This is a genomic window from Streptomyces sp. 15-116A, assembly GCF_025290915.1.
GTDB lineage: Bacteria > Actinomycetota > Actinomycetes > Streptomycetales > Streptomycetaceae > Streptomyces.
In genome coordinates, this window is sequence record NZ_JAOCQE010000112.1 from 1 (window position 1) to 18,794 (window position 18,794).

Below are 18,794 nucleotides of genomic sequence, written 5' to 3' on the forward strand. Positions count from 1 at the left end.
CGCCCCGGCCGCGGTCGCGGTGCCCGCCGCGCCCGCCCGTGAGGTCGCCAAGGCCATCGCGCTCGGTGCCGGGCGGCTCATGGGCTGGTCGGCGGCCGGTTACACCTTCCTCGTCGTCATGCCGTCCTATCTGCAGAACACGCTGAACGCGACGTTCCAGCAGGCGCTGATCGCGACCGTGCTCGCCAACCTGGGCTTCGCGGCGTCCATCATCCCGGCGGGCGCGCTGAGCGACCGGATCGGCCGGCGCCCGGTGATGGTGGCCGGGGCGGTGCTCGTGGCCGTCCTCGCGTTCCCCCTGATGCATCTGCTGCAGGACACGGAGGCGTCAACGGCCGCCAAGAGCCTCGCGGTGTTCGCCGCCGGCGCCGTCGTCGGCCTGATGGCCGGGCCCGGGCCCGCGATGCTCGCCGAGATGTTCCCCACCCGCGCCCGCTACACCGGTCTGGGACTGGCGTACGCGCTGTCGAACGCGGTGTTCTCCGGATGCGCGGGCCTGATCATCACCGAGGCGATCAAGCGGACCGGCAACATCGACATCCCCGCGCACTACGTGGTCGTCACGTGTGCCGTCAGCACCGTCGCCCTGCTGACGCTGCGCGGCGACGACCACCGCCGCGCACTGCGCGACTGACCTCCGGCGAACCGGGAGAAGGGTGCGAACATGCGGGTCATCGGGCTGATGTCGGGGACCTCCCACGACGCGGTCGACGCCGCCGCGGCGGAGCTGACACTCCAGGGCGACAGCCTGCTGCTGGAGCCGCTGGGGATGGTGAGCGAGGCCTACCCGGACGATCTGCGGACCGCGCTGGCCGCCGCGCTGCCGCCCGCGCCGACCACGATGCGGGACGTGTGCCGGCTCGACACCCGGATCGGGCAGGCCTTCGCCGCACTGGCCGCCCGCGCCGACCGGGAGTTGTGCGACGGCCGCGCCGAACTCGTCGTCTCGCACGGCCAGACCGTCTACCACTGGGTCGAGCACGGCCGCGTCCACGGCACCCTCCAGATCGGCTCGCCCGCCTGGATCGCCGAGGCCACCGGCTGTCCCGTGGTCTCCGACCTGCGGACCCGCGACGTCACCGCCGGAGGCCAGGGCGCTCCCCTGGTGAGCATCATCGACCTGATGTGGCTGCGCGACCGCCCCGGCGTGCCCGCCGCCCTGAACCTCGGCGGCATCGCGAACCTCACCGTCGCCGGTGCGGCGGGCGACCCGGTCGCCTTCGACACCGGCCCCGCCAACGCCCTGATCGACGCGGCCGTGCACGCCTTCACCGACGGCCGCCAGGACTACGACCGGGACGGGGTGCTCGCCGCCCGCGGCAGCGTCGACGCCGCTCTCCTGCGGCGGCTCCTCGACGAGCCGTACTACGCGAAACCGCCGCCCAAGACGACCGGGAAGGAACTCTTCCACTGGCCCTATCTGCGCGACGTGCTGGCCGACCGCGACCGGCTCCCGGCCGAGGACGTCGTGGCCACCGTCACTCAGCTCACGGCCCGCACGGTCGCCGACGCGGTCCGCTCCGCCGGCGCGAGCGAGGTGATCGCCTCGGGCGGCGGCACCCGCAATCCCACTCTGATGGCCCTGCTGCGCGCGGAGCTGCGCGACATCCCGCTGCGGACCTCGGACGAGCTCGGCATGCCGTCGGCCGCCAAGGAGGCCTACGCCTTCGCCGTCCTGGGTTTCCTCACCGTGCACGGTCTGCCCGGTACCGTCCCCGCGTGCACCGGCGCCCGTCACTCCAGCGTCCTGGGCTCGATCACGCCCGGCCGCCGGGGCCTGCGCCTGCCCGAGCCCGCGGCCGCCCCGCCCCTGCGCCTGCGCCTGCGCCTGCGCCCACTCCCCCGCTGACGCCGTACCCGACCGGCCCGCCTCGGCTACGATCATGCGCACAGCGATCCACCGGAGAGACCGATGATCTTCATCACCGCGAAGTTCCGCATCCGTCCCGAGTACGCCGACCAGTGGCCGCAGATCGCCGCCGAGTTCACCACGGCCACCCGGCAGGAGCCGGGCTGCCTGTGGTTCGACTGGTCGCGCAGCGTGGAGGACCCCACGGAGTACGTGCTGGTCGAGGCCTTCCGTGACGACGAGGCCGGGGCGGCTCACGTGCAGTCCGAGCATTTCCGGGCGGCGCAGCGGACCCTTCCGCCCCACCTGGCCGAGACGCCCAGGATCGTCAACGCGACGGTGCCGCAGGACGACTGGTCGCCACTGGGCGAGATGAGCGTCGAAGGCCAGGAGTGACGTACCGCTGGTGACGTACGGCTCGGCGCGCGGGTGGGTCAGTGGCCGCGCCGGTGGAGCTTCAGGTCCGTGACGACCGGGCGGTGGTCCGACGCGTCCGTCGCCACCGTCCGCGCCCCGGTCACGGTGACGTCGGGTGAGACGGTCACGAAGTCGATGCGCTTGACCGGGTCGACCGCCGGGTACGTGCCGCCACCGTCCGGGGCGGCGTCCCGCAGCGGCCCCCACAGCGGGGCGAGTTCCGGGGCCGCGGCCTCGGCGTTGAAGTCGCCGACCAGGATCTTCGGGCCCCGGTCCTCGGCCAGCACGGCGAGCATGTCCCCCACCTGGGCCGCACGGACCGACGGGTCGGACCGGTAGTCCAGGTGCGTGGAGTACACGTGCACATGGGCGCCCCTCACGTTGACCACGACCTCGGCGAAGCCGGGCGCCGGTGCGGGCACCGGATCGGGCGTCTGGGTGGAGAGCCGGGTGATGTCGTGGTTCTCGGCGTCCAGCACCGGATAGCGGCTCAGTATCGCGACGCCGAACTGCCGGCGTTCGCCGCCCTCGGCGGCCGGGTCCAGGTCGTAGATCGGCGCGAAGAAGACCCGCATGCCCAACTTCCCGGCCAGCGCCCGCGCTTCGTCGACGAAATCGCTGCGGGCACCCCAGTGGACGTCGACCTCCTGAAGGCCGATCACGTCGGCGTTCAGCTCGCGGATGGCCCCGGCGGTGCGGTCGAGGTCGAACACCCCGTCCTGGCCGGCTCCGGCGTGGATGTTGTACGTCGCCACGCGCAGGGGAACCGGCCGCGGTCTCCCGCGGTCGTCGGTGTCCGCGGCGGCGGGTGACGGGACGGCCGCGGCGAGGGCCAGTGCGGTCAGGACGGCGGCGACGGCACGTCTGCCGCCGAGCGCGCGCCGGAAAGAGGGCTGCATGCCTTCTCCAGGGTCGGGTGATGGCGGAAGCAGTGAACGCGGCGCGCTCGTCGCGTTCCTGACACCGACTCACACGCCCCACGCATTCTGCTCCGCCGGCAGCCCTTTCACTCACGCACGGGGCGGCAGAAGCCCACGGCAGTGGGCGAGGAATCCCGCGAGCGTCAGGTCGAAGGCCCGGTCGGCGCGGGCCGGTCCCGTGGCGGCCTGGGCCTCGGCCAGGCGTGGCGCCTCGGCTTCGCCGTCGACCACCCACATCACCTCGGGCGCCGACATGTCCAGGGCCGAGCCGAGGACGAGATTGTCCAGGCCCGTGATGATCGGCATGACGCTCTCCGGAGCGAACCCCGCGTCCATGAGCAGGCCGGCCACCCGCTCGTACTGCTCGATCACCCGCGGCGCTCGCACCGGGGAGGTCATCAGCATGGGGATGGCCCGGGGGTGCGCGGCGAAGGCCGCCCGGTAGGAGCGGGCCCACGCCTCCAGGGCGACGTCCCAGGGGTGACCGTCGAGCGCGGCGGCGCGCGTTTTCGCCCGGCTCGGCGTGGCCGCGTCCATGCAGCCCACCCATCTCGCGTACACCCGCGCCGACCACAGCGACGAGTGGTCGCAGCGGGTCGGCGAGGAGCGCGCCGCCCGGGCCTGGCGCTGCCGTGACCTGCGGGACGCGGGCGCGGTGCTCGTCCTCGGCTCGGACTGTCCCATCGCGCACTACGACCCGCGGGAGGTGCTCGCCACCGCCCGGCTGCGCCGCCTGCCGGGCCGGCCGGACGTAGAACCGGTCACGGCCGGGCAGGCCCTCACCGGTCTGATGGCCCTCGAGGGCTACACCTCGCACGCGGCCCTCGCGGCGGGCGAGCAGGAGGTGGCGGGCCGGATCGCGCCGGGGTACCGGGCCGACCTCACGGCGTTCGCCGTCGACCCGGTCACCGCGCCCGCCGACGAACTCGGCACGGCATGCGTCACGCTGACGATGACAGGCGGCACGATCGTGCACCGGGCGTAGGCGCCACCCACGCCCTCCGGCTCCGAGCCCGGTTCCCGGCGCACCAGCCCTTCGCCGACCCGGTGTCAGAACTTCGCTGCCGGGACCTGGGCCTGGACGAGTTCCGCTGCCTCCTCCTCGGTCTGCACCGAGGGGGGCGACCCTTCGAGGGGTTGTTGCGCCGTCTCCTTCATGCAGGCCACGGCGACGACACCGACCAGGGCGGCGGCCATCGAGCAGTACGCCGGCATCATGTCCGAGCCGGTCACGCTGATCAGGGCGGTGATGACCAGAGGCGTGGTGCCGCCGAACAAGAGGCCGAGAGGTTGTAGCCGACGGACAGGGAGCCGTAGCGCACGGAGGTGGGGAACATGGCCGGCAGGGCCGCGGACATGGTGCCGAGCAGGCAGACCAGGGACAGGCCGAGGATCAGCATGCCGGCGAAGACGGCGAGCAGGCTGCCCTGCCGCACCAGCAGGAACGCGGGGGCGGACAGGACGAAGAAGCCGAGCATGCCGGTCACCAGCACGGGCTTGCGGCCGAACCGGTCGGAGAGCCGCCCGACCTGATCGATGATCAGCATGAGGGCGACCATGGTGGCCACCAGGATCAGCAGCCCGTGGGTCTCGCTGTAGTGCATCTCGTCGGAGAGATACGTCGGCATGTACGACAGCACTATGTAGTCGGTGATGTTGTACGCGCCGACCAGCGCGATGCACAGCACCAGCGTCCGCCGGTGCAGGCGGAAGATCTTCGCGAGGTCGCCCCTGGCGGTCGTCTCCACCGTGTCCGCGGCCTCGGAGAGGTGGGCGGTGCCCTCCTCCAGCTTCAGATAGGCCGGGGTGTCGTCCAGGTTGAACCGGAGGTAGATGCCGACGATGCCCAGGGGTCCTGCCGCGAGGAAGGGGATGCGCCAGCCCGTTTATCGCTTGACCGGAAAGGAACGTATCAGCGGACCTGCGTGGACGCCCGGAAGCGCGCGGTGGTGCCGTTCCGGTCAGTCGGCGAGACGCGCGGGGAAGCCGCCTGTCGCGATAGGGCCCCAGCGGCGGGGGGTGATGCGGATGAGGGACTTGCCCTGCTCGACCATCGCCGTGCGGTACTCGTCCCAGTCCGGGTGCTCCCCGGAGATGTTCCGGTAGTACTCGACCAAGGGCTCGACGGAGTCGGGGACGTCGAGCACCTCGGCCTCTCCGTCGATCTGCACCCAGGGGCCGTTCCAGTCGTCCGACAGCACGACGAGGCTGACGGAGGGGTCGTGGCGGGCGTTGCGGGTCTTGGCCCGCTCGGGGTATGTGGACACCACCAGGCGTCCTGAGTCGTCCACCCCGCAGGTCAGCGGAGACGCCTGCGGTGAGCCGTCGGAGCGGCGGGTGATGAGCAGGGCGCGGTGACGGGGGCGGACGAAGTCGAGCAGACCGTCGAGGTCGACACGCGTGTTGGTTGCGATGGTGCGGGGCATGGCGGGGCTCGGCCTTCACTCGTGAGGGGACTCGGTCGGGTTCGGATCGCCAAGCTCCTTCCCCGCTATCGGGTGGGCGTAATCCGGGGTGGGCGGTGAGACCGCGGCCGGGCGGTGGGGCCGTGGCCGGGCTAGGAGTCCGGCCACGGTCCGTGGATCACCGGGTGCGCGGGGGTCGGGTGCCGGCCGGCGGGACGGTCGGCCAGCCCGCGTCCGCCGCGCTGCTCGCGCGGTGCGGGCGCGTGTCCGGCGAGCGGATCCTCGTCCTGATGCGTGCCACCGCTGTCCGGGGCGTGCGCGGTGCGCGGCGGTGGTGGCGGGCCCGTCACCTCCACGTAGGCGGGGCGGAGTAGTTCGTCCGTGAGGCGGTAGCCGGGGCGGAGGATCTTGGTGCAGGTCATGTGGGTGGCGTCCGGGTCGATCTGGTACGCCGCGGCCTCGTGGCACGTGGGGTCGAAGGGGGCGCCGGCCTTGCCGAACGACTCCAGGCCCAGTGAGCCCAGCTGGGTCCGGAGCGTGTCGGCGATGTCCCGCAGGCCGGGCGTCATGGGTTCGTGCGCGCAGGTGCGGTCGACGGCGTCGAGGACGGGCAGCAGGGCGCGGACAACGTTGGCCGCCGCAACGGTGCGGACGGCCACCCGGTCCCGGGCCACCCGCTTGCGGTAGTTGTCGTACTCGGCCTTGACCCGTTGCAGGTCGGCCGTGCGCTCCTCCAGCAGGCGCCGCAGCCGTGCGGGGTCGCTGGTCCGCAGCCCGTCCTGGTCCATCGTCAGCTCGCCTCCGGCTTGTCGTCGTCGACGATCTCGGCGTCCACCACCTCGTCGTCCGTGCCGGAACCGCCCGCTCCCCCGGATCCGGCGGAGGCGGAGGTGCCTGCGGAGGCCGCGCCCTCGGGACGTGCCTGCTCGTACAGGGCCGTGCCGATCTTCTGGGCCGCCTGTGCCGTCCGGTCGACGGCCTGCCGGATCGTGGCCGGGTCCGTGCTCTCGTCCTTGAGCTTCTCCTTCAGGTCGGCCAGCGCCGTCTCCGTCTCGCTCTTCGCGTCGGCGGGGATCCTGCCCTCGTTGTCCTTCAGGAGCTTCTCGGTCTGGTAGACGAGCTGTTCGCCCTGGTTGCGGGTCTCGGCGGCCTCACGGCGCCTGCGGTCCTCCTCGGCGTGCTGCTCGGCCTCGCGGACCATGCGGTCGATGTCGTCCTTGGGCAGCGCCGACCCGCCGGTCACGGTCATCTTCTGTTCCTTGCCGGTGCCGAGGTCCTTCGCGGAGACGTGCATGATGCCGTTGGCGTCGATGTCGAAGGCCACCTCGATCTGCGGCACGCCGCGCGGGGCCGGCGGGATACCGGCCAGCTCGAACATGCCGAGCTTCTTGTTGTAGGCGGCGATCTCCCGTTCGCCTTGGTAGACCTGGATGGTCACGGACGGCTGGTTGTCCTCGGCCGTGGTGAAGATCTCCGAACGGCGCGTGGGGATCGTGGTGTTGCGCTCGATGAGCTTGGTCATGATGCCGCCCTTGGTCTCGATGCCGAGGGACAGCGGGGTGACGTCGAGCAGCAGGACGTCCTTGACCTCGCCCTTGAGCACACCCGCCTGGAGCGAGGCGCCCACCGCGACGACCTCGTCCGGGTTGACGCCCTTGTGCGGTTCCTTGCCGGTGAGCTCCTTCACCAGCTCGGTCACCGCCGGCATCCGCGTCGAGCCGCCCACCAGGACGACGTGGTCGATGTCGGACACCTTGATCCCGGCGTCCTTGATCGCGTTGTGGAACGGGGCCTTGCACCGCTCCAGCAGATCGGCCGTCAGCTGCTGGAACTGGGCCCGGGTCAGCTTCTCGTCGAGGTGCAGCGGGCCTTCGGCGGACGCGGTGACGTAGGGCAGGTTGATCGTCGTCTCGGTCGAGCTGGACAGCTCGATCTTCGCCTTCTCCGCCGCCTCCCGGAGGCGCTGCACGGCCATCTTGTCCTTGGAGAGGTCGACGCCGTAGTTGTTCTTGAACTGCTTGACCAGGTGGTCGACGATCCGCTGGTCCCAGTCGTCACCGCCCAGGTGCGTGTCACCGTTGGTGGCCTTCACCTCGATGACGCCCTCGCCCATCTCCAGCAGCGACACGTCGAAGGTGCCGCCGCCCAGGTCGAAGACGAGCACGGTCTGGTCGTTCTCCTTGTCCAGGCCGTACGCCAGTGCCGCGGCGGTCGGCTCGTTGATGATCCGCAGGACGTTCAGGCCCGCGATCTCTCCGGCCTCCTTGGTGGCCTGCCGCTGGGTGTCGTCGAAGTAGGCGGGCACGGTGATCACCGCGTCGGTGACGTCCTCCCCCAGGTACGCCTCCGCGTCCCGCTTCAGCTTCTGCAGCACGCGCGCGGAGATCTCCTGCGCGGTGTAGCGCTTGCCGTCGATGTCCCCGTGCTCGGGGAACCGCCAGCTGTGATCGCCCACGTGCCGCTTCACCGAGCGCGCGGTGCGCTCGACGTTGGTCACGGCCTGCCGCTTGGCGACCTCACCGGTGAGCACCTCGCCGTTCTTGGCGAACGCGACGACGGACGGTGTCGTGCGGGCGCCTTCCGTGTTGGTGATGACGGTGGGCTCGCCGCCTTCCAGGACCGAGACCACCGAGTTCGTCGTGCCGAGATCGATACCGACCGAACGGGCCATCTGGACTCTCCTTCCTCGCGCATGCCCCGATGCACGCCCTGCCTGGCCGGATCCGCCGCGTCACCGGCCGGGCTCCCAGTGGACCGGTCCGGCACGCAGGGGCGGTTCGGCGGGCGAGGTGCCGAGGACGACGACGTAGCGCCGGCGCGGCGGGACCGGGGCCCTCGGGCGGGTCCTGTCGTACGCCTGGTCGTAGGCCGCGCGCCGCACCGGGTCGCGCAGGGTCTCGTACGCCGACCGCACCTGCCCGAACTCCTGAGCCGTCACGGCGTCCACGCGGGTGTCGGGGCGCAGCTCCCGCACCCGGCGGCGGAACGCCGAGGTGATCACCTCGGCCGTCGCGGAGGGCTCGACCCCCAGTACCGCGTACAGGTCCGGCACCTGCATCCAGGCCACCTCCCTGCCCCTGCGAGCTGCGACTTCGGACCTGGGTTGCCTACGACAACTCAATAAAACTTGAGTCTCCTCTTGTCAAGGCAATCGTGGGGTCAGCGTGACGCGTCAGCTGTGAGGGTGCCGTCGGCTTCGAGGGACACGTGCATGCCGTGGCTGATGCGCTCCAGCGTCGCCCGCAGCCAGCGGCTGTCGTCCTCGTCCGCCCGCTCCAGCGTCATCCGCCGTGCTCGCAGCGGCACCATCCGCAGGCCGGCCAGATGGCCGGTGCCGGCGGAGACGGACACCAGGAAGGCCAGACGGAGGTCGTCGCGGTAGTTCTCGTAGCCCGAGATGCCCTCGTAGTCGTCGATGAAGTCGCCGCAGCCGTACAGGATCAGCCGTTCCCGGTACACCTCCAGCGGACGCGGATGGTGGGAGGAGTGGCCGTGGACGATGTCGACCCCGCCGTCCACCAGGGCGTGTGCGAAGCGCACCTGCTCCCGGGGGACGTGATAGCCCCAGTTGGAGCCCCAGTGCACGGAGGCGACCACCACGTCGCCGTCCCGGCGGACCCGGTGCACGCGCTCCACGACGGCGTCGGCCTCCCACCGCGACAGTTCGGGGACGTACGCGACGCCGGGCCGGTCCGCGGTCGCCGCCCAGCTCGCCGGGATGCCGCTGGTGGGCGAGCCGAGCCCGAAGACGAGCACTCGCCCCCCGCCCGGCAGGTCTACCACTGCCGGTGCATGGGCTTTCTCGGCGTCGCGGCCGGCGCCCGCCGTCGTCAGGCCCGCGCGGGCCAGCGTGTCGAAGGTCTCCAGCAGTCCGGGGCGGCCGAAGTCCAGGACGTGGTTGTTGGCCAGGACGCAAACGTCGGGGCGGGCCACGGTGAGGGCGGGGAGATTGTCCGGGTGCATCCGGTAGTGGATGCCCTTGCCGGGTGCGTGGGTGTCGCTCCTCGTCACGGACGTCTCCAGGTTCACGACCCTGGCGTCCGCGGCGGCCTCGTCGAGCACCCGCAGCGCCTCGCCCCACGGCCAGGACGGCGCGACGGGTACGGGGACGGGACCGTTCGCCGACTCCGCGAGCCGGACGTATGCGCGCGCGTCACGGACGTACGCCTCCCGCAGCGCCGGATCGGCGGGGTGCGCCAGGATCTGGTCGACGCCGCGCCCGAGCATCACGTCACCGCACAGGAACAGCGTCACCGCGCTGCCGCCCATGCCTCCACGGTAAGTGGGTAGGGCAGCCGCCCTCCACTGCGCCCGCGGTCACGGTGTCCCCGGCCTCGGGCAGCCGGGACGCCCCGGCCCGCACGGGGGCCGGGGCTGCTGCGCGGCGCCGGTCAGTCGAACGCGGCGGCGAACATGCCCGGCTCGTAGGAGCCGCCCTTCTGGTGCACGATCACGGCGAGCCGGTTGGCCGCGTTGATCAGGGCGACCAGGGCGACCAGGGCCGCGATCTGGTCGTCGTCGTAGTGCTTGCGCACCTGCTCCCAGGTCTCGTCGGACACCCCGGTATGGGCGTCGGCGAGCCGGGTGCCCTCCTCGGCGAGGGCCAGCGCGGCCCGCTCCGCCTCGGTGAACACGGTGGCCTCCCGCCAGGCGGCGACCAGGTGGAGCCGCACCGCCGTCTCGCCGGCGGCAGCGGCCTCCTTGGCGTGCATGTCGATGCAGTGACCGCAGCCGTTGATCTGGCTGGCGCGCAGGGACACCAGTTCCTGGACGGTCTTCGGCAGCGACGACTGCTGGATCACCAGCCCGGCTCCGGCGAACCGCTTGGCGAACCGGACGGCGAGCTCGTTGTCGAACAGGTTGAATCGAGCGTCCATGACCTCGTCCTCACTCGTGGTGGTGCATCGGTTGACCACGAGATGCCGGCGGGCCGCTTCGTGTGACGGCCTGCGGTGTGTGACGTGCGCCACCGCCCGCGGATGTCACAGAACCGGGGCGGCCGACGTCCTGTGTGCGTGGCGGCGTCGAGCGGGACAAGGCGGGAGCAAGCGGTGGACACCAAGCGCGCGGAGCACGGCGGGCAGGCGGGGCGCACGGACGGCGGGACACGTCGGCCCGTCGGCGAGGCAGGCCCGGACCGGGCCACCGAGGCGTTCGTCGCCCATCGCAATCTGCTGTTCACCGTCGCCTACGAGATTCTCGGCTCGGCCGCCGACGCGGAGGATGTGCTGCAGGAGACCTGGCTGCGGTGGTCCGGGGTCGATCTCTCCCAGGTGCGGGACCAGCGGGCGTATCTGGTGCGGATCACCACGCGCCAGGCGCTGACCCGGCTGCGGACGCTCGGCCGCCGCAAGGAGTCCTACGTCGGGCCGTGGCTGCCCGAGCCGCTGCTCACCACGCCGGACGTCGCCGAGGACGTCGAACTGGCCGACAGCGTCTCGATGGCGATGCTGCTGGTGATGGAGACGCTCACGCCGACCGAGCGGGCGGTGTTCGTGCTGCGTGAGGTGTTCGACCTCGGCTACGACGAGATCGCGGAGGCCGTCGACAAGAGCCCGGCGGCGGTCCGTCAGGTGGCGCACCGGGCGCGCGCCCATGTCGCGGCGCGACGGCCGCGCGGCGCGGTGTCCCCGGCCCAGACGCGGGACGCGCTCGCGGCGTTCCGGCGGGCGACCGAGACGGGCGATCTGCAGGGGCTGCTCGACATCCTCGCGCCGGACGTCGTGCTGATGGGTGACGGCGGCGGGGTCAAGCAGGCCGTGCCGCGGCCCATCGTGGGGGCCGACAAGGTGGCCCGGCTGCTGATCGGCGGATGGGGCAAGTTCCGGGGCTCGCTGTCGCTGCGTCCGGCGCACGTCAACGCGTACCCGGCGCTGCTGTTCCGGCTCGACGGCGAGCTCGACAGCGTGCTGGCGGTGCGCATCGACGACGGGCTCATCACCGGGCTCTACGCCGTGCGCAACCCCCACAAGCTGGTGCACATGGACCGGGAGACCACGCTGTGCCGGTGAGGGGCCTTCCACCGCGGCGCACGCTCTCGGCCTGACGCAGCCGGAGGACTATGCTGGTCAGACCTCTTGATCCGGCTGCTCCTGCTCTCCGCGGGAGGCGAGATGAAAGTGGAAATGGTCCAGCAGGCCGCGAGCGTGCTGTTCGACGTCCCGGACGAGGTGCACGAGGAGATCATCACGCTGATCGGGGCCGTGGCCGGTGACCGGGAGACCCGGGCCTCGGATCTGGCCGCCGCGTTCGGCGACTGGTGCTGGCTCGTGTACACCCGGCACGGCGACGTGATCGAAGTACTGGATGTCGGCTGCGCCCGATGACCTGAGGTGACACCAGCCCGGCGGCCTCGTACGCGACGGCGCCGCCGCCATTCGCACGCGCTCGTCGGCCGCGCGCGGACGGGTACTCGCCCCTCGTCAGGCGTCGGCGTGCCGGCGGACCGCCCCACGCGGAAGGACACACCTCTCATGCGGCACGACGAGATGATCGGGAAGGTGCAGGCGCTGACCCGGCTGCCCGGGCGGGCTCCGGCGGAGCGGGCGACGCAGGCCGTGCTGACCACGCCGGCCGAGCGGCTGCCGTCCGGCCTCGCCGGGCACATGACCGCCCAGCTGCCTCGGGAACTGGCCGACTCCGTACGCCAGTCGGCGGACACGTCGGGCGAGCGGTTCGATCTGGCGACCTTCGCCGGCCGGATCGCAGGCCGGGCCGGCACGGACGAGGACATGGCCCTGCGGGAGGCGGCGGCCGTGCTGGAGGTCCTCGACGCCGCGATCGCCCCCGAGCTGATGGACCACGTGGCGGGCGCCCTGCCCGCGGACATCCGCGAGCTGCTTCCGGCGGGCCGCGCGGCAGAGGGGTCGGACTGACCGACTGAGGTCCGCGGCAGACAGCCGTGCGCGGCGTGCGGGGGCGTCGGCGCGGCCGGCTCCCTGTGCGCGACGTGCGGCAGCCCGGCGGACCGGCCGCAACTCCGTTCGGTAGGTTGTCACTTGGGAACCGACCGCACGAAGGGGAGCGCACCGGATGTCCGAGGGCAGAATCAGGACCGATCAGCCGCACACGGCGCGGATCTGGAACTACTGGCTGGGCGGCAAGGACTACTACGAGGTCGACCGGCAGGCCGGCGAGCAGATCCGGGCGCTGCATCCCGGCATCGGTGAGTACGCCCGCGCGGACCGCGAGTTCCTCAAGCACGCGGTGACCCATCTGGTGACCGAGTGCGGGATCCGGCAGTTCCTCGACATCGGCACCGGTCTGCCCACCGCCGACAACACCCATGAGGTGGCCCAGCGGCTGGCGCCCGAGTCGCGCATCGTCTACGTCGACAACGACCCGATCGTCCTCGCCCACGCAGAGGCGCTGCTGGCCAGCTCCCCCGAGGGGCGCACCGACTACCTCGAGGAGGATCTGCGCAACGTCGACACCATCCTCGAACAGGCGGGGAAGTGCCTGGACCTGACCCGGCCCGTGGCGCTGATCCTGCTCGGCGTGGTCATCTTCGTCGAGGACGACACCGAGGCACACGGGATCGTGCGGCGGCTGATGGACGCCCTGCCCGCCGGCAGCCATCTGGTGCTGTCCCACACGATCACCCGCCCGGACATGCCCGATGTGGACGCCGCGGTGGAGTTCTGGAACGCCCACGGCACGCCGAAGCTCACCCAGCGCACTCCGGAGGCCGTCACCGGCTTCTTCGACGGCCTGGAGCTCCTGCCTCCCGGCGTGGTCTCCTGCAACCGCTGGCACCCGGCACGCGTCGGGGGCGAGCTGCCGGACGAGGTCGCCATGTTCGGCGGTGTGGCCCGCAAGCGGTGAACGGTACGACGGGCCTGGCGCGATGACCGTTGCGGAGGGGCCGACGGTTGCGGACAAAAGGTGACCGCAAGGCTCTCTACCGTCGAGGCATGACTGAGACGCAGAAGATCCTTGTCACCGGCGCCACCGGAACCGTCGGCCGCCAGGTCGTCGCCGAACTGCTCGCCCGCGGCCACGCGGTGCGCGCCCTGACCCGGGACGCGGCGCGCGCCGACGGCTTCCCTGCCGGTGTCGAGGTCGTCCAGGGCGACCTCACCGACCCTGACAGCCTCTCCCACGTGCTGGACGGGGTGACCGGCCTCCATCTGATCACCTTCGGCGGCCCCTACTTCGCCCCGCTGGAGACCGGCCCGCGGATCCTGGAACTGGCCCACGCGGCCGGTGTCCGCCGGGTCACCGTGCTGCACGGCGGCGGACCGACGCCGCTGGAGGACGCGGTGCGCGCCGACGACGGCGTCGACTGGACGGTCCTCATGCCGGTCGAGTTCATGGCCAACGCCCTGGAGTGGGCGGACTCGGTCGTGGCCTCGGACGAGGTCCGCGAGCCGTTCGTGTCGCGGCTGAGCGCGATGGTGCACGAGGCCGACATCGGCGCCGTCGCGGCGGTCGCGCTCACCGAGGAGGGGCACGGGCGCCAGGAGTACGTGATCACCGGTCCCGAGCTGCTGACCGTGGGCGACAAGGTGGAGACGATCGCAGCCGCCCGCGGCCGGGACATCACCCTGCTCGAGCTCACCGAGGAGCAGGCCGTGGCGCAGTGGCGGGCGGCGGGTCACTCGGAGGACGTGATCGGCTTCCTGCTCGAGGCGTACGGAAACACACCCGAGGTGGGGCGTACGGTCGCCGACACCGTCCAGAAGGTCACCGGCCGCCCTGCCCGTACGTTCGCCCGGTGGGCGGCGGACCACGCGGACGTCTTCCGGGCGCGGTCCACGGCCTGAGGTGGCCCGCGGGATGATGCAGACCCTGAAGTCTGGCGAGGGCCTGGTCTTCGAGTTCACCGGGCCCGGCCGGCTGTGGACCCAGAGCCGCAACCCGGGCGCTCTGATCACCTGGCTCACGGCCCGACTGCCGTTCAGCCGAGGGTAGTTCGGGCCGCCCGCAGGGGCGCGCGGGCGACGGGTCGGCGGCGGGGCGCTCTGAGCCGGCCCCGCCGCGACCCGGAGTGCCGGCCGGGTCAGCCGGCGCGTGTGAAGACCTTGTCCTCGGCGGATCCGGAGGCGGCGCAGGCCCGCTTCTCCTCGGAGGTCATCTTGCGGGACTTGACCATCACCGCGCTGCGCTTGCCGTCCGTGCCGTTCGGGGCGGGACTGGTGACGACGTCGGGCACGAACCAGTAGTAGTGGCCCCACTTGCGGTCTTCGTAGTGCGTCTGCCACGTGCCGGTTATGCGCTGCATGACCTGGGCGCGGGAGATCCATCCCACCTCGCCCGGCGCCACGGTCACGGTGGCGGTGCTGGTCTCCGTGTGCGAGCTCTGCCAGGTGTAGTTGTACGTCGCGGTCACGCTGGCGCTGATGATGCCCTCGATGCCGCCGCCGACGGTGATGGAGCCTCCGACGGAGTGGCTGGAGCCCACGGTGTCGGCCCAGCTCAGCGACTGGGAGGCGGGTGAGGAGGAGCAGTTGTAGAGCAGATCGGACACCTGGCGGGCCTCGCCGAGGAAGGCCTCACCGAGCTGCGGTTCGTTGAAGGTGCACTGGCCCTCACCGGAGGCGCAGTCGGCCAGGATCTGCTCCCGGGTGGGCTGTTCCTCGGCCGCGGCGGGCAGGGCCGTCGCGGCGACGGTTCCGAGCGCGACGGCGGTCAGCGCCACGGCACGGCCGCCGTGGCGCAGCATGCGGTTCACTGTCATGTGTTGTTGCCTCTCGCACGTACGTGGGGGGAAACGGTGACCCCGGCGTCCTGTGGTGCTGACGAGGCTGGGGTCACCGTCCTGTGCCCATGAGGCTCACGCAAACAGCGGCGCAGCTACACCAAGCAACGGCAAAGTTGTAGTTGATGTGTGTACTGACGTTCCGTCAACATATTGCCGAAGCACGGGACTTGTACGCGATCAGCTCATGGGGTCGAGCGTGAGGTGGGCCTCCCGGGGGTCGCCGTCGTGGACGAGGGACTCGTGGTGGCCCACGTCGTCGAAGGCGAAGGCGTAGGCCTTGCCGTCGGCCATCTGCGCGTGGATGAGGCGGGCGTAGTGGTTGGTGACGGCGTCCTGGTAGAAGGCGCCGGCATTCGCGTCGGGCTGGCTGGGGTTGACCAGGAGCGTGGTGCGGTTGAAGCCGGCGCACAGGGTGCGCGAGATGGGGCCGCGCACCTGGTCGTTCGGGGCGTCGAGCCTTCTGTGACAGCCGAATACCGAGGCGGCGTCGGGCTTGAGGAAGCTGGTGACGACGGCGCCGGAACTGTTGGTGAAGTTCATGACGTCGCCGGAGACACGGCCGTAGTACTTGGTGCCGGGCTTGTCGGCGAAGGGGGTCACTGTGAGCGTGGAGGTGGCGTACTTCTGCCAGACGCGGTTGACGTAGTCGTCCATGACGGAGGCCGGGAGGGCGCCGGTCTCCACGCCGTACAGCGGGGACAGTGCCCGCAGGACGGTGCCGTCGGAGCGCGTCTGGATCAGGTTGGCCCAGCCCCCGGGTCGGGCGCGCAGGCCGTTGAAGAAGCCGTTGTAGCCGCCGGGCTTGAGCCGGCCCGTGCTCGCGGTGCTGCCGTCGGCGCGCTGGACTCCGACGCTGTAGGGCGCGGAGAACATGTCCACCTGGGTGCTGTTGAGCCACAGGCCGGAGTCGTTGAGCGTGTACTCCGACCAGTTGAACAGGATGTCGCGGTTGGGGTCCGAGGGGTTCTGCACGGCGGGCTGGACCAGACCTCCGGTGGCCAGCTTGAACACCAGCTTCTGGCCGTAGGAGAAGTAGACGCGGCCCGAGAACTTCGGCAGCCGGATCGTCGCCGTCTGCCCTGGCGCCGGGCCGGGGATCGACGCGTCGGGCGCGGGAGTCGGTGGGTTGCCGCCCGCGGGCCAGGGGTGGAAGGTGCCGTTCGCGTCGGCCCAGCCCTGGCGGCCGGTGGAGAGTTCGGTGCCGAGGTTGTAGACGTACAGCTGCTCGGCGCGGCCCGAGTTGTTGGTGACCTTCAGGGGGATCGTCGCCGGGACGGCGGCGTGGGCCGACTCCGTTCCGGCCGTGAGGAGTGACCCTGCGAGGAGCGTGGCGCAGGCCAGGCTCACCGCCGAGGTTCGTCGTTCGAGGGTGCGTCTGATGAGGCGCAACATGCCTGTCTCCGTTCGGAGTTGGTTGATCGACGAAAAGTTGAGAGCGCTCTCAGCGTTGCGCTCTGATATGCACCTGTCAACGGTCGGTGCGGTGCGGTTCCGGCGCGATCAGGCATTCGTCACCCTTGCCGGGGCACACGGCTGCTACGGCAACTCGTCGGAACGGAAACAGAGATGAGTGTGGTGACGTGTCTTTCTCTGAACGACCCATGGCTGGGAACGACTTCGCGCAGACGCAGCCGGAGACGGGTGGGCGGCGGGGCAACGGAATGGCGATCGCCGCGCTGGTCCTGGGCATCGTGGCGATTCTGCTGTTCTGGACCGTCTTCGGCGGCGTGCTCCTCGGACTGCTCGCCCTGATCTTCGGCATCATCGGTGCGCGCAGGGCGCGAGGCGGCCGGGCCCCGCACCGCACGATGTCCATCATCGGGGCGGTGCTCGGCACGCTGGGGATGATCGCGTCCGTCGTGATCATCGCGATCGGTGCGTCGATCCTCAACTCGGACGAGTTCAAGAACTTCAACGACTGCGTCGAGCACGCCGACACACAGAGCGAACGGGACGCCTGCGCCGAGGACTTCAACAAGGACATGAACAACTGACCCGCCCGCGGATCACGGCCCCGGCACCGGATCACGGCCTTGAGCTCAACCTGACTTGAGGTTCTAGGTTCCTCTCAGAGCGGCAGGAGCGGCCTGCCGCTCTGATCGAGGAGGATCGTCATGACCACGAGCACGGCTCATCCGGAGATCCCGGAGCGCTACCGGTACAGCGTCGTCCCGCACATCATGGTGGACGACGCCGCCGCGGCGATCGACTTCTACCAGCGGGCCTTCGGCGCCCGTGAGGACTTTCGTCTCGACGCCCCGGGCGGCGGAGTCCTCCACGCCGAGATCACCATCGGGCAGTCGACGCTCATGCTGGGCGACGCCGGGGCGGACGGGCCGGACGGGAGCTTCTTCGTTGCGCCGGCGTCTCTCGGCGGCGGCACGTCCGTCGCGCTGCACGTCTTCGTGCCGGACGTGGACAGCCTGGTGGAGCGTGCGGCAGGCGCCGGCGCCGAGATCCTTCAGCCGCCGCAGGACATGTTCCACGGTGATCGCACCGCCATCCTCAGGGATCCGTCGGGTCACGTGTGGGTGTTCCTGACCCATCTGGAGGACGTCCCGGAGGACGAACTGCGCCGCCGCCTGGCCACCGCCTTGGGCTGAGCGGCGGTGCCGCCCCTGCCAGGGGTGCCCTTGCCCGACGGGTGGTCAGCACCGGGAGTGTCGGTCCTGCCTCGGGCGGCCACGGTGGCGGGAGCCCTCGCTCGGCGACGAGCGGCCCTTCTGATCACATAGCACAGTAAGAACCATGAACCGTCACCGACGCCCACCCCGGCGTGCCCCTTGGATCGCGGGCGGCGCCGTCGTGCTCGCCCTCGGGGGTGTCGGCGTGTGGGCGCTGGTGGCACAGGACGGTGACGCGCCGCGCCCGGATCCCACGTCCTCGACCGACCTGTCCCTGCCGACGCTCGATCCCCTGCCGTCCCTGACCGCCGAGACGGAGGCGACGCGCACGGACAGCCCGACCGCGACGGACTCGCGGTCGGCCAGGCCGACGACGACGGATCGCACGCGGCGACCGACAGCCACGTCCCGAACCCAGGAGCAGGCCCCGCCCACCGGACGGCCGACAGCCACCTCTCGTACGCAGCGACCGGCGGAGCCCACCGGGCGGCCCACGGCCACCTCCCGGACCCAGCGACCGGCCGAGCCCAGCGCACGGCCCACGGCCACCTCCCGGACCCAGCGACCGGCCCAGCCCAGCGACCGGCCCGCCGCCACCTCTCGTACCGAGCAGCAGGCACCGCCCAGCCGACGGCCCACGGCCACAGCTCCGACCCGGAAGCCGGCCCCGCCCAGCAAGCCGCCCACCGGCACAGCTCGTACGCAGCGACCCGCGCAGCCCAGCGACCGGCCCACCGCCACGGCTCAGTCACGCAAACCGGCAGTGCCGAGCAAGAAGCCGTCGGCCTCCCCTCGGTCCGAGCGGCCCGCGTCGCCCAGCCGCCGCCCGACGGCCACGGAGCCGACCCGGCGGCCGACTCCTCCCGGGCACCAGCC

20 protein-coding genes and 3 pseudogenes are annotated in these 18,794 nt (G+C 71.6%); 12 read left to right on the forward strand and 11 right to left on the reverse strand.

Features of this window, described 5'->3' with window-relative positions:
• The 3 genes from N4P33_RS18990 to N4P33_RS19000 form a co-directional block, all read left to right on the forward strand.
• Positions 1 to 634: MFS transporter (locus N4P33_RS18990; protein ID WP_260827823.1), on the forward strand; the 634-nt coding region annotated here is incomplete at its 5' end.
• A gap of 30 nt (positions 635 to 664) precedes the next feature.
• Positions 665 to 1,849: an anhydro-N-acetylmuramic acid kinase gene (locus N4P33_RS18995; RefSeq protein ID WP_260827824.1), complete on the forward strand. Its 1,185-nt coding sequence runs from the start codon at positions 665 to 667 to the stop codon at positions 1,847 to 1,849.
• 63 nt (positions 1,850 to 1,912) lie between these two features.
• Positions 1,913 to 2,245: a putative quinol monooxygenase gene (locus N4P33_RS19000; RefSeq protein ID WP_260827825.1), complete on the forward strand. Its 333-nt coding sequence runs from the start codon at positions 1,913 to 1,915 to the stop codon at positions 2,243 to 2,245.
• A gap of 38 nt (positions 2,246 to 2,283) precedes the next feature.
• Here the strand turns inward: N4P33_RS19000 and N4P33_RS19005 are convergent, their stop codons facing one another.
• Complete coding sequence (locus N4P33_RS19005) at positions 2,284 to 3,165, reverse strand: endonuclease/exonuclease/phosphatase family protein (protein ID WP_260827826.1); 882 nt, start codon at positions 3,163 to 3,165, stop codon at positions 2,284 to 2,286.
• 111 nt (positions 3,166 to 3,276) lie between these two features.
• A pseudogene (locus N4P33_RS19010) lies at positions 3,277 to 3,684 on the reverse strand (TetR/AcrR family transcriptional regulator C-terminal domain-containing protein); the annotation flags it as partial.
• Between N4P33_RS19010 and N4P33_RS19015 the strand changes: the two are divergent.
• A pseudogene (locus tag N4P33_RS19015) lies at positions 3,683 to 4,171 on the forward strand (amidohydrolase family protein); the annotation flags it as partial. The pseudogenes N4P33_RS19010 and N4P33_RS19015 overlap by 2 nt on opposite strands.
• 65 nt (positions 4,172 to 4,236) lie before the next feature.
• Here the strand turns inward: N4P33_RS19015 and N4P33_RS19020 are convergent.
• The 7 genes and pseudogenes from N4P33_RS19020 to N4P33_RS19050 all read right to left on the reverse strand — a co-directional run.
• Positions 4,237 to 5,069 (reverse strand): annotated as a pseudogene (locus tag N4P33_RS19020) (MFS transporter); the annotation flags it as partial.
• 78 nt (positions 5,070 to 5,147) lie between these two features.
• A complete protein-coding gene (locus N4P33_RS19025; RefSeq protein WP_260827827.1) occupies positions 5,148 to 5,612 on the reverse strand; it encodes a PPOX class F420-dependent oxidoreductase in 465 nt (154 codons plus the stop codon).
• A 131-nt stretch (positions 5,613 to 5,743) separates the two neighbouring features.
• On the reverse strand, positions 5,744 to 6,379 hold the full coding sequence (grpE, locus tag N4P33_RS19030) for a nucleotide exchange factor GrpE (RefSeq protein WP_260827828.1): 636 nt from the start codon (positions 6,377 to 6,379) through the stop codon (positions 5,744 to 5,746).
• A 2-nt stretch (positions 6,380 to 6,381) separates the two neighbouring features.
• Positions 6,382 to 8,262 carry a molecular chaperone DnaK gene (gene dnaK / locus N4P33_RS19035; RefSeq protein WP_260827829.1) on the reverse strand — a complete coding sequence of 627 codons (1,881 nt, stop codon included), beginning with the start codon at positions 8,260 to 8,262 and terminating at the stop codon, positions 6,382 to 6,384.
• A gap of 60 nt (positions 8,263 to 8,322) precedes the next feature.
• Positions 8,323 to 8,649, reverse strand: coding sequence for a J domain-containing protein (locus N4P33_RS19040; RefSeq protein WP_260827830.1), 327 nt, complete (start codon positions 8,647 to 8,649; stop codon positions 8,323 to 8,325).
• A 101-nt stretch (positions 8,650 to 8,750) separates the two neighbouring features.
• Positions 8,751 to 9,860 carry a CapA family protein gene (locus N4P33_RS19045; protein ID WP_260827831.1) on the reverse strand — a complete coding sequence of 370 codons (1,110 nt, stop codon included), beginning with the start codon at positions 9,858 to 9,860 and terminating at the stop codon, positions 8,751 to 8,753.
• Positions 9,861 to 9,982: 122 nt separating this feature from the next.
• Entirely contained in the window at positions 9,983 to 10,468 is a 486-nt protein-coding gene (locus N4P33_RS19050; protein ID WP_260827832.1) for a carboxymuconolactone decarboxylase family protein, read from the reverse strand.
• A 132-nt stretch (positions 10,469 to 10,600) separates the two neighbouring features.
• On the opposite strand from N4P33_RS19050, the gene N4P33_RS19055 reads away from it, so the two are divergent.
• The 6 genes from N4P33_RS19055 to N4P33_RS19080 all read left to right on the forward strand — a co-directional run bounded on the left by N4P33_RS19055 (position 10,601) and on the right by N4P33_RS19080 (position 14,504).
• Complete coding sequence (locus N4P33_RS19055; protein WP_399029744.1) at positions 10,601 to 11,602, forward strand: RNA polymerase sigma-70 factor; 1,002 nt, start codon at positions 10,601 to 10,603, stop codon at positions 11,600 to 11,602.
• A 102-nt stretch (positions 11,603 to 11,704) separates the two neighbouring features.
• The gene (locus tag N4P33_RS19060; RefSeq protein ID WP_260827834.1) at positions 11,705 to 11,917 is read left to right on the forward strand and encodes a hypothetical protein; all 213 of its coding nucleotides are present in this window, start codon (positions 11,705 to 11,707) and stop codon (positions 11,915 to 11,917) included.
• Positions 11,918 to 12,064: 147 nt separating this feature from the next.
• Positions 12,065 to 12,466 carry a DUF2267 domain-containing protein gene (locus N4P33_RS19065; protein WP_260827835.1) on the forward strand — a complete coding sequence of 134 codons (402 nt, stop codon included), beginning with the start codon at positions 12,065 to 12,067 and terminating at the stop codon, positions 12,464 to 12,466.
• Positions 12,467 to 12,623: 157 nt separating this feature from the next.
• On the forward strand, positions 12,624 to 13,415 hold the full coding sequence (locus N4P33_RS19070; protein WP_260827836.1) for an SAM-dependent methyltransferase: 792 nt from the start codon (positions 12,624 to 12,626) through the stop codon (positions 13,413 to 13,415).
• A gap of 89 nt (positions 13,416 to 13,504) precedes the next feature.
• Positions 13,505 to 14,356 carry an NAD(P)H-binding protein gene (locus tag N4P33_RS19075; RefSeq protein WP_260827837.1) on the forward strand — a complete coding sequence of 284 codons (852 nt, stop codon included), beginning with the start codon at positions 13,505 to 13,507 and terminating at the stop codon, positions 14,354 to 14,356.
• Between the two features lie 13 nt (positions 14,357 to 14,369).
• Complete coding sequence (locus N4P33_RS19080; protein ID WP_260827838.1) at positions 14,370 to 14,504, forward strand: AIM24 family protein; 135 nt, start codon at positions 14,370 to 14,372, stop codon at positions 14,502 to 14,504.
• 88 nt (positions 14,505 to 14,592) lie between these two features.
• On the opposite strand, the gene N4P33_RS19085 is transcribed toward N4P33_RS19080, so the two are convergent.
• Together N4P33_RS19085 and N4P33_RS19090 are read right to left on the reverse strand one after the other, a co-directional pair.
• The gene (locus tag N4P33_RS19085; protein ID WP_260827839.1) at positions 14,593 to 15,270 is read right to left on the reverse strand and encodes a hypothetical protein; all 678 of its coding nucleotides are present in this window, start codon (positions 15,268 to 15,270) and stop codon (positions 14,593 to 14,595) included.
• A 201-nt stretch (positions 15,271 to 15,471) separates the two neighbouring features.
• Positions 15,472 to 16,686, reverse strand: coding sequence for a glycoside hydrolase family 64 protein (locus N4P33_RS19090; RefSeq protein ID WP_260827840.1), 1,215 nt, complete (start codon positions 16,684 to 16,686; stop codon positions 15,472 to 15,474).
• Between the two features lie 209 nt (positions 16,687 to 16,895).
• On the opposite strand from N4P33_RS19090, the gene N4P33_RS19095 reads away from it, so the two are divergent.
• Complete coding sequence (locus tag N4P33_RS19095; protein ID WP_260827841.1) at positions 16,896 to 17,288, forward strand: DUF4190 domain-containing protein; 393 nt, start codon at positions 16,896 to 16,898, stop codon at positions 17,286 to 17,288.
• A gap of 120 nt (positions 17,289 to 17,408) precedes the next feature.
• Positions 17,409 to 17,897 carry a glyoxalase/bleomycin resistance/extradiol dioxygenase family protein gene (locus N4P33_RS19100; protein WP_260827842.1) on the forward strand — a complete coding sequence of 163 codons (489 nt, stop codon included), beginning with the start codon at positions 17,409 to 17,411 and terminating at the stop codon, positions 17,895 to 17,897.
• Positions 17,898 to 18,794: the final 897 nt, after the last annotated feature.

Coding starts and splice junctions, on each gene's coding strand:
- N4P33_RS18995 (WP_260827824.1), top strand. CDS start 665: ATGCGGGTCATCGGGCTGATGTCGGGGACCTCCCACGACGCGGTCGAC.
- N4P33_RS19000 (WP_260827825.1), top strand. CDS start 1,913: ATGATCTTCATCACCGCGAAGTTCCGCATCCGTCCCGAGTACGCCGAC.
- N4P33_RS19005 (WP_260827826.1), bottom strand. CDS start 3,165: ATGCAGCCCTCTTTCCGGCGCGCGCTCGGCGGCAGACGTGCCGTCGCC.
- N4P33_RS19025 (WP_260827827.1), bottom strand. CDS start 5,612: ATGCCCCGCACCATCGCAACCAACACGCGTGTCGACCTCGACGGTCTG.
- grpE (WP_260827828.1), bottom strand. CDS start 6,379: ATGGACCAGGACGGGCTGCGGACCAGCGACCCCGCACGGCTGCGGCGC.
- dnaK (WP_260827829.1), bottom strand. CDS start 8,262: ATGGCCCGTTCGGTCGGTATCGATCTCGGCACGACGAACTCGGTGGTC.
- N4P33_RS19040 (WP_260827830.1), bottom strand. CDS start 8,649: ATGCAGGTGCCGGACCTGTACGCGGTACTGGGGGTCGAGCCCTCCGCG.
- N4P33_RS19045 (WP_260827831.1), bottom strand. CDS start 9,860: ATGGGCGGCAGCGCGGTGACGCTGTTCCTGTGCGGTGACGTGATGCTC.
- N4P33_RS19050 (WP_260827832.1), bottom strand. CDS start 10,468: ATGGACGCTCGATTCAACCTGTTCGACAACGAGCTCGCCGTCCGGTTC.
- N4P33_RS19060 (WP_260827834.1), top strand. CDS start 11,705: ATGAAAGTGGAAATGGTCCAGCAGGCCGCGAGCGTGCTGTTCGACGTC.
- N4P33_RS19065 (WP_260827835.1), top strand. CDS start 12,065: ATGCGGCACGACGAGATGATCGGGAAGGTGCAGGCGCTGACCCGGCTG.
- N4P33_RS19070 (WP_260827836.1), top strand. CDS start 12,624: ATGTCCGAGGGCAGAATCAGGACCGATCAGCCGCACACGGCGCGGATC.
- N4P33_RS19075 (WP_260827837.1), top strand. CDS start 13,505: ATGACTGAGACGCAGAAGATCCTTGTCACCGGCGCCACCGGAACCGTC.
- N4P33_RS19080 (WP_260827838.1), top strand. CDS start 14,370: ATGATGCAGACCCTGAAGTCTGGCGAGGGCCTGGTCTTCGAGTTCACC.
- N4P33_RS19085 (WP_260827839.1), bottom strand. CDS start 15,270: ATGACAGTGAACCGCATGCTGCGCCACGGCGGCCGTGCCGTGGCGCTG.
- N4P33_RS19090 (WP_260827840.1), bottom strand. CDS start 16,686: ATGTTGCGCCTCATCAGACGCACCCTCGAACGACGAACCTCGGCGGTG.
- N4P33_RS19095 (WP_260827841.1), top strand. CDS start 16,896: ATGGCTGGGAACGACTTCGCGCAGACGCAGCCGGAGACGGGTGGGCGG.
- N4P33_RS19100 (WP_260827842.1), top strand. CDS start 17,409: ATGACCACGAGCACGGCTCATCCGGAGATCCCGGAGCGCTACCGGTAC.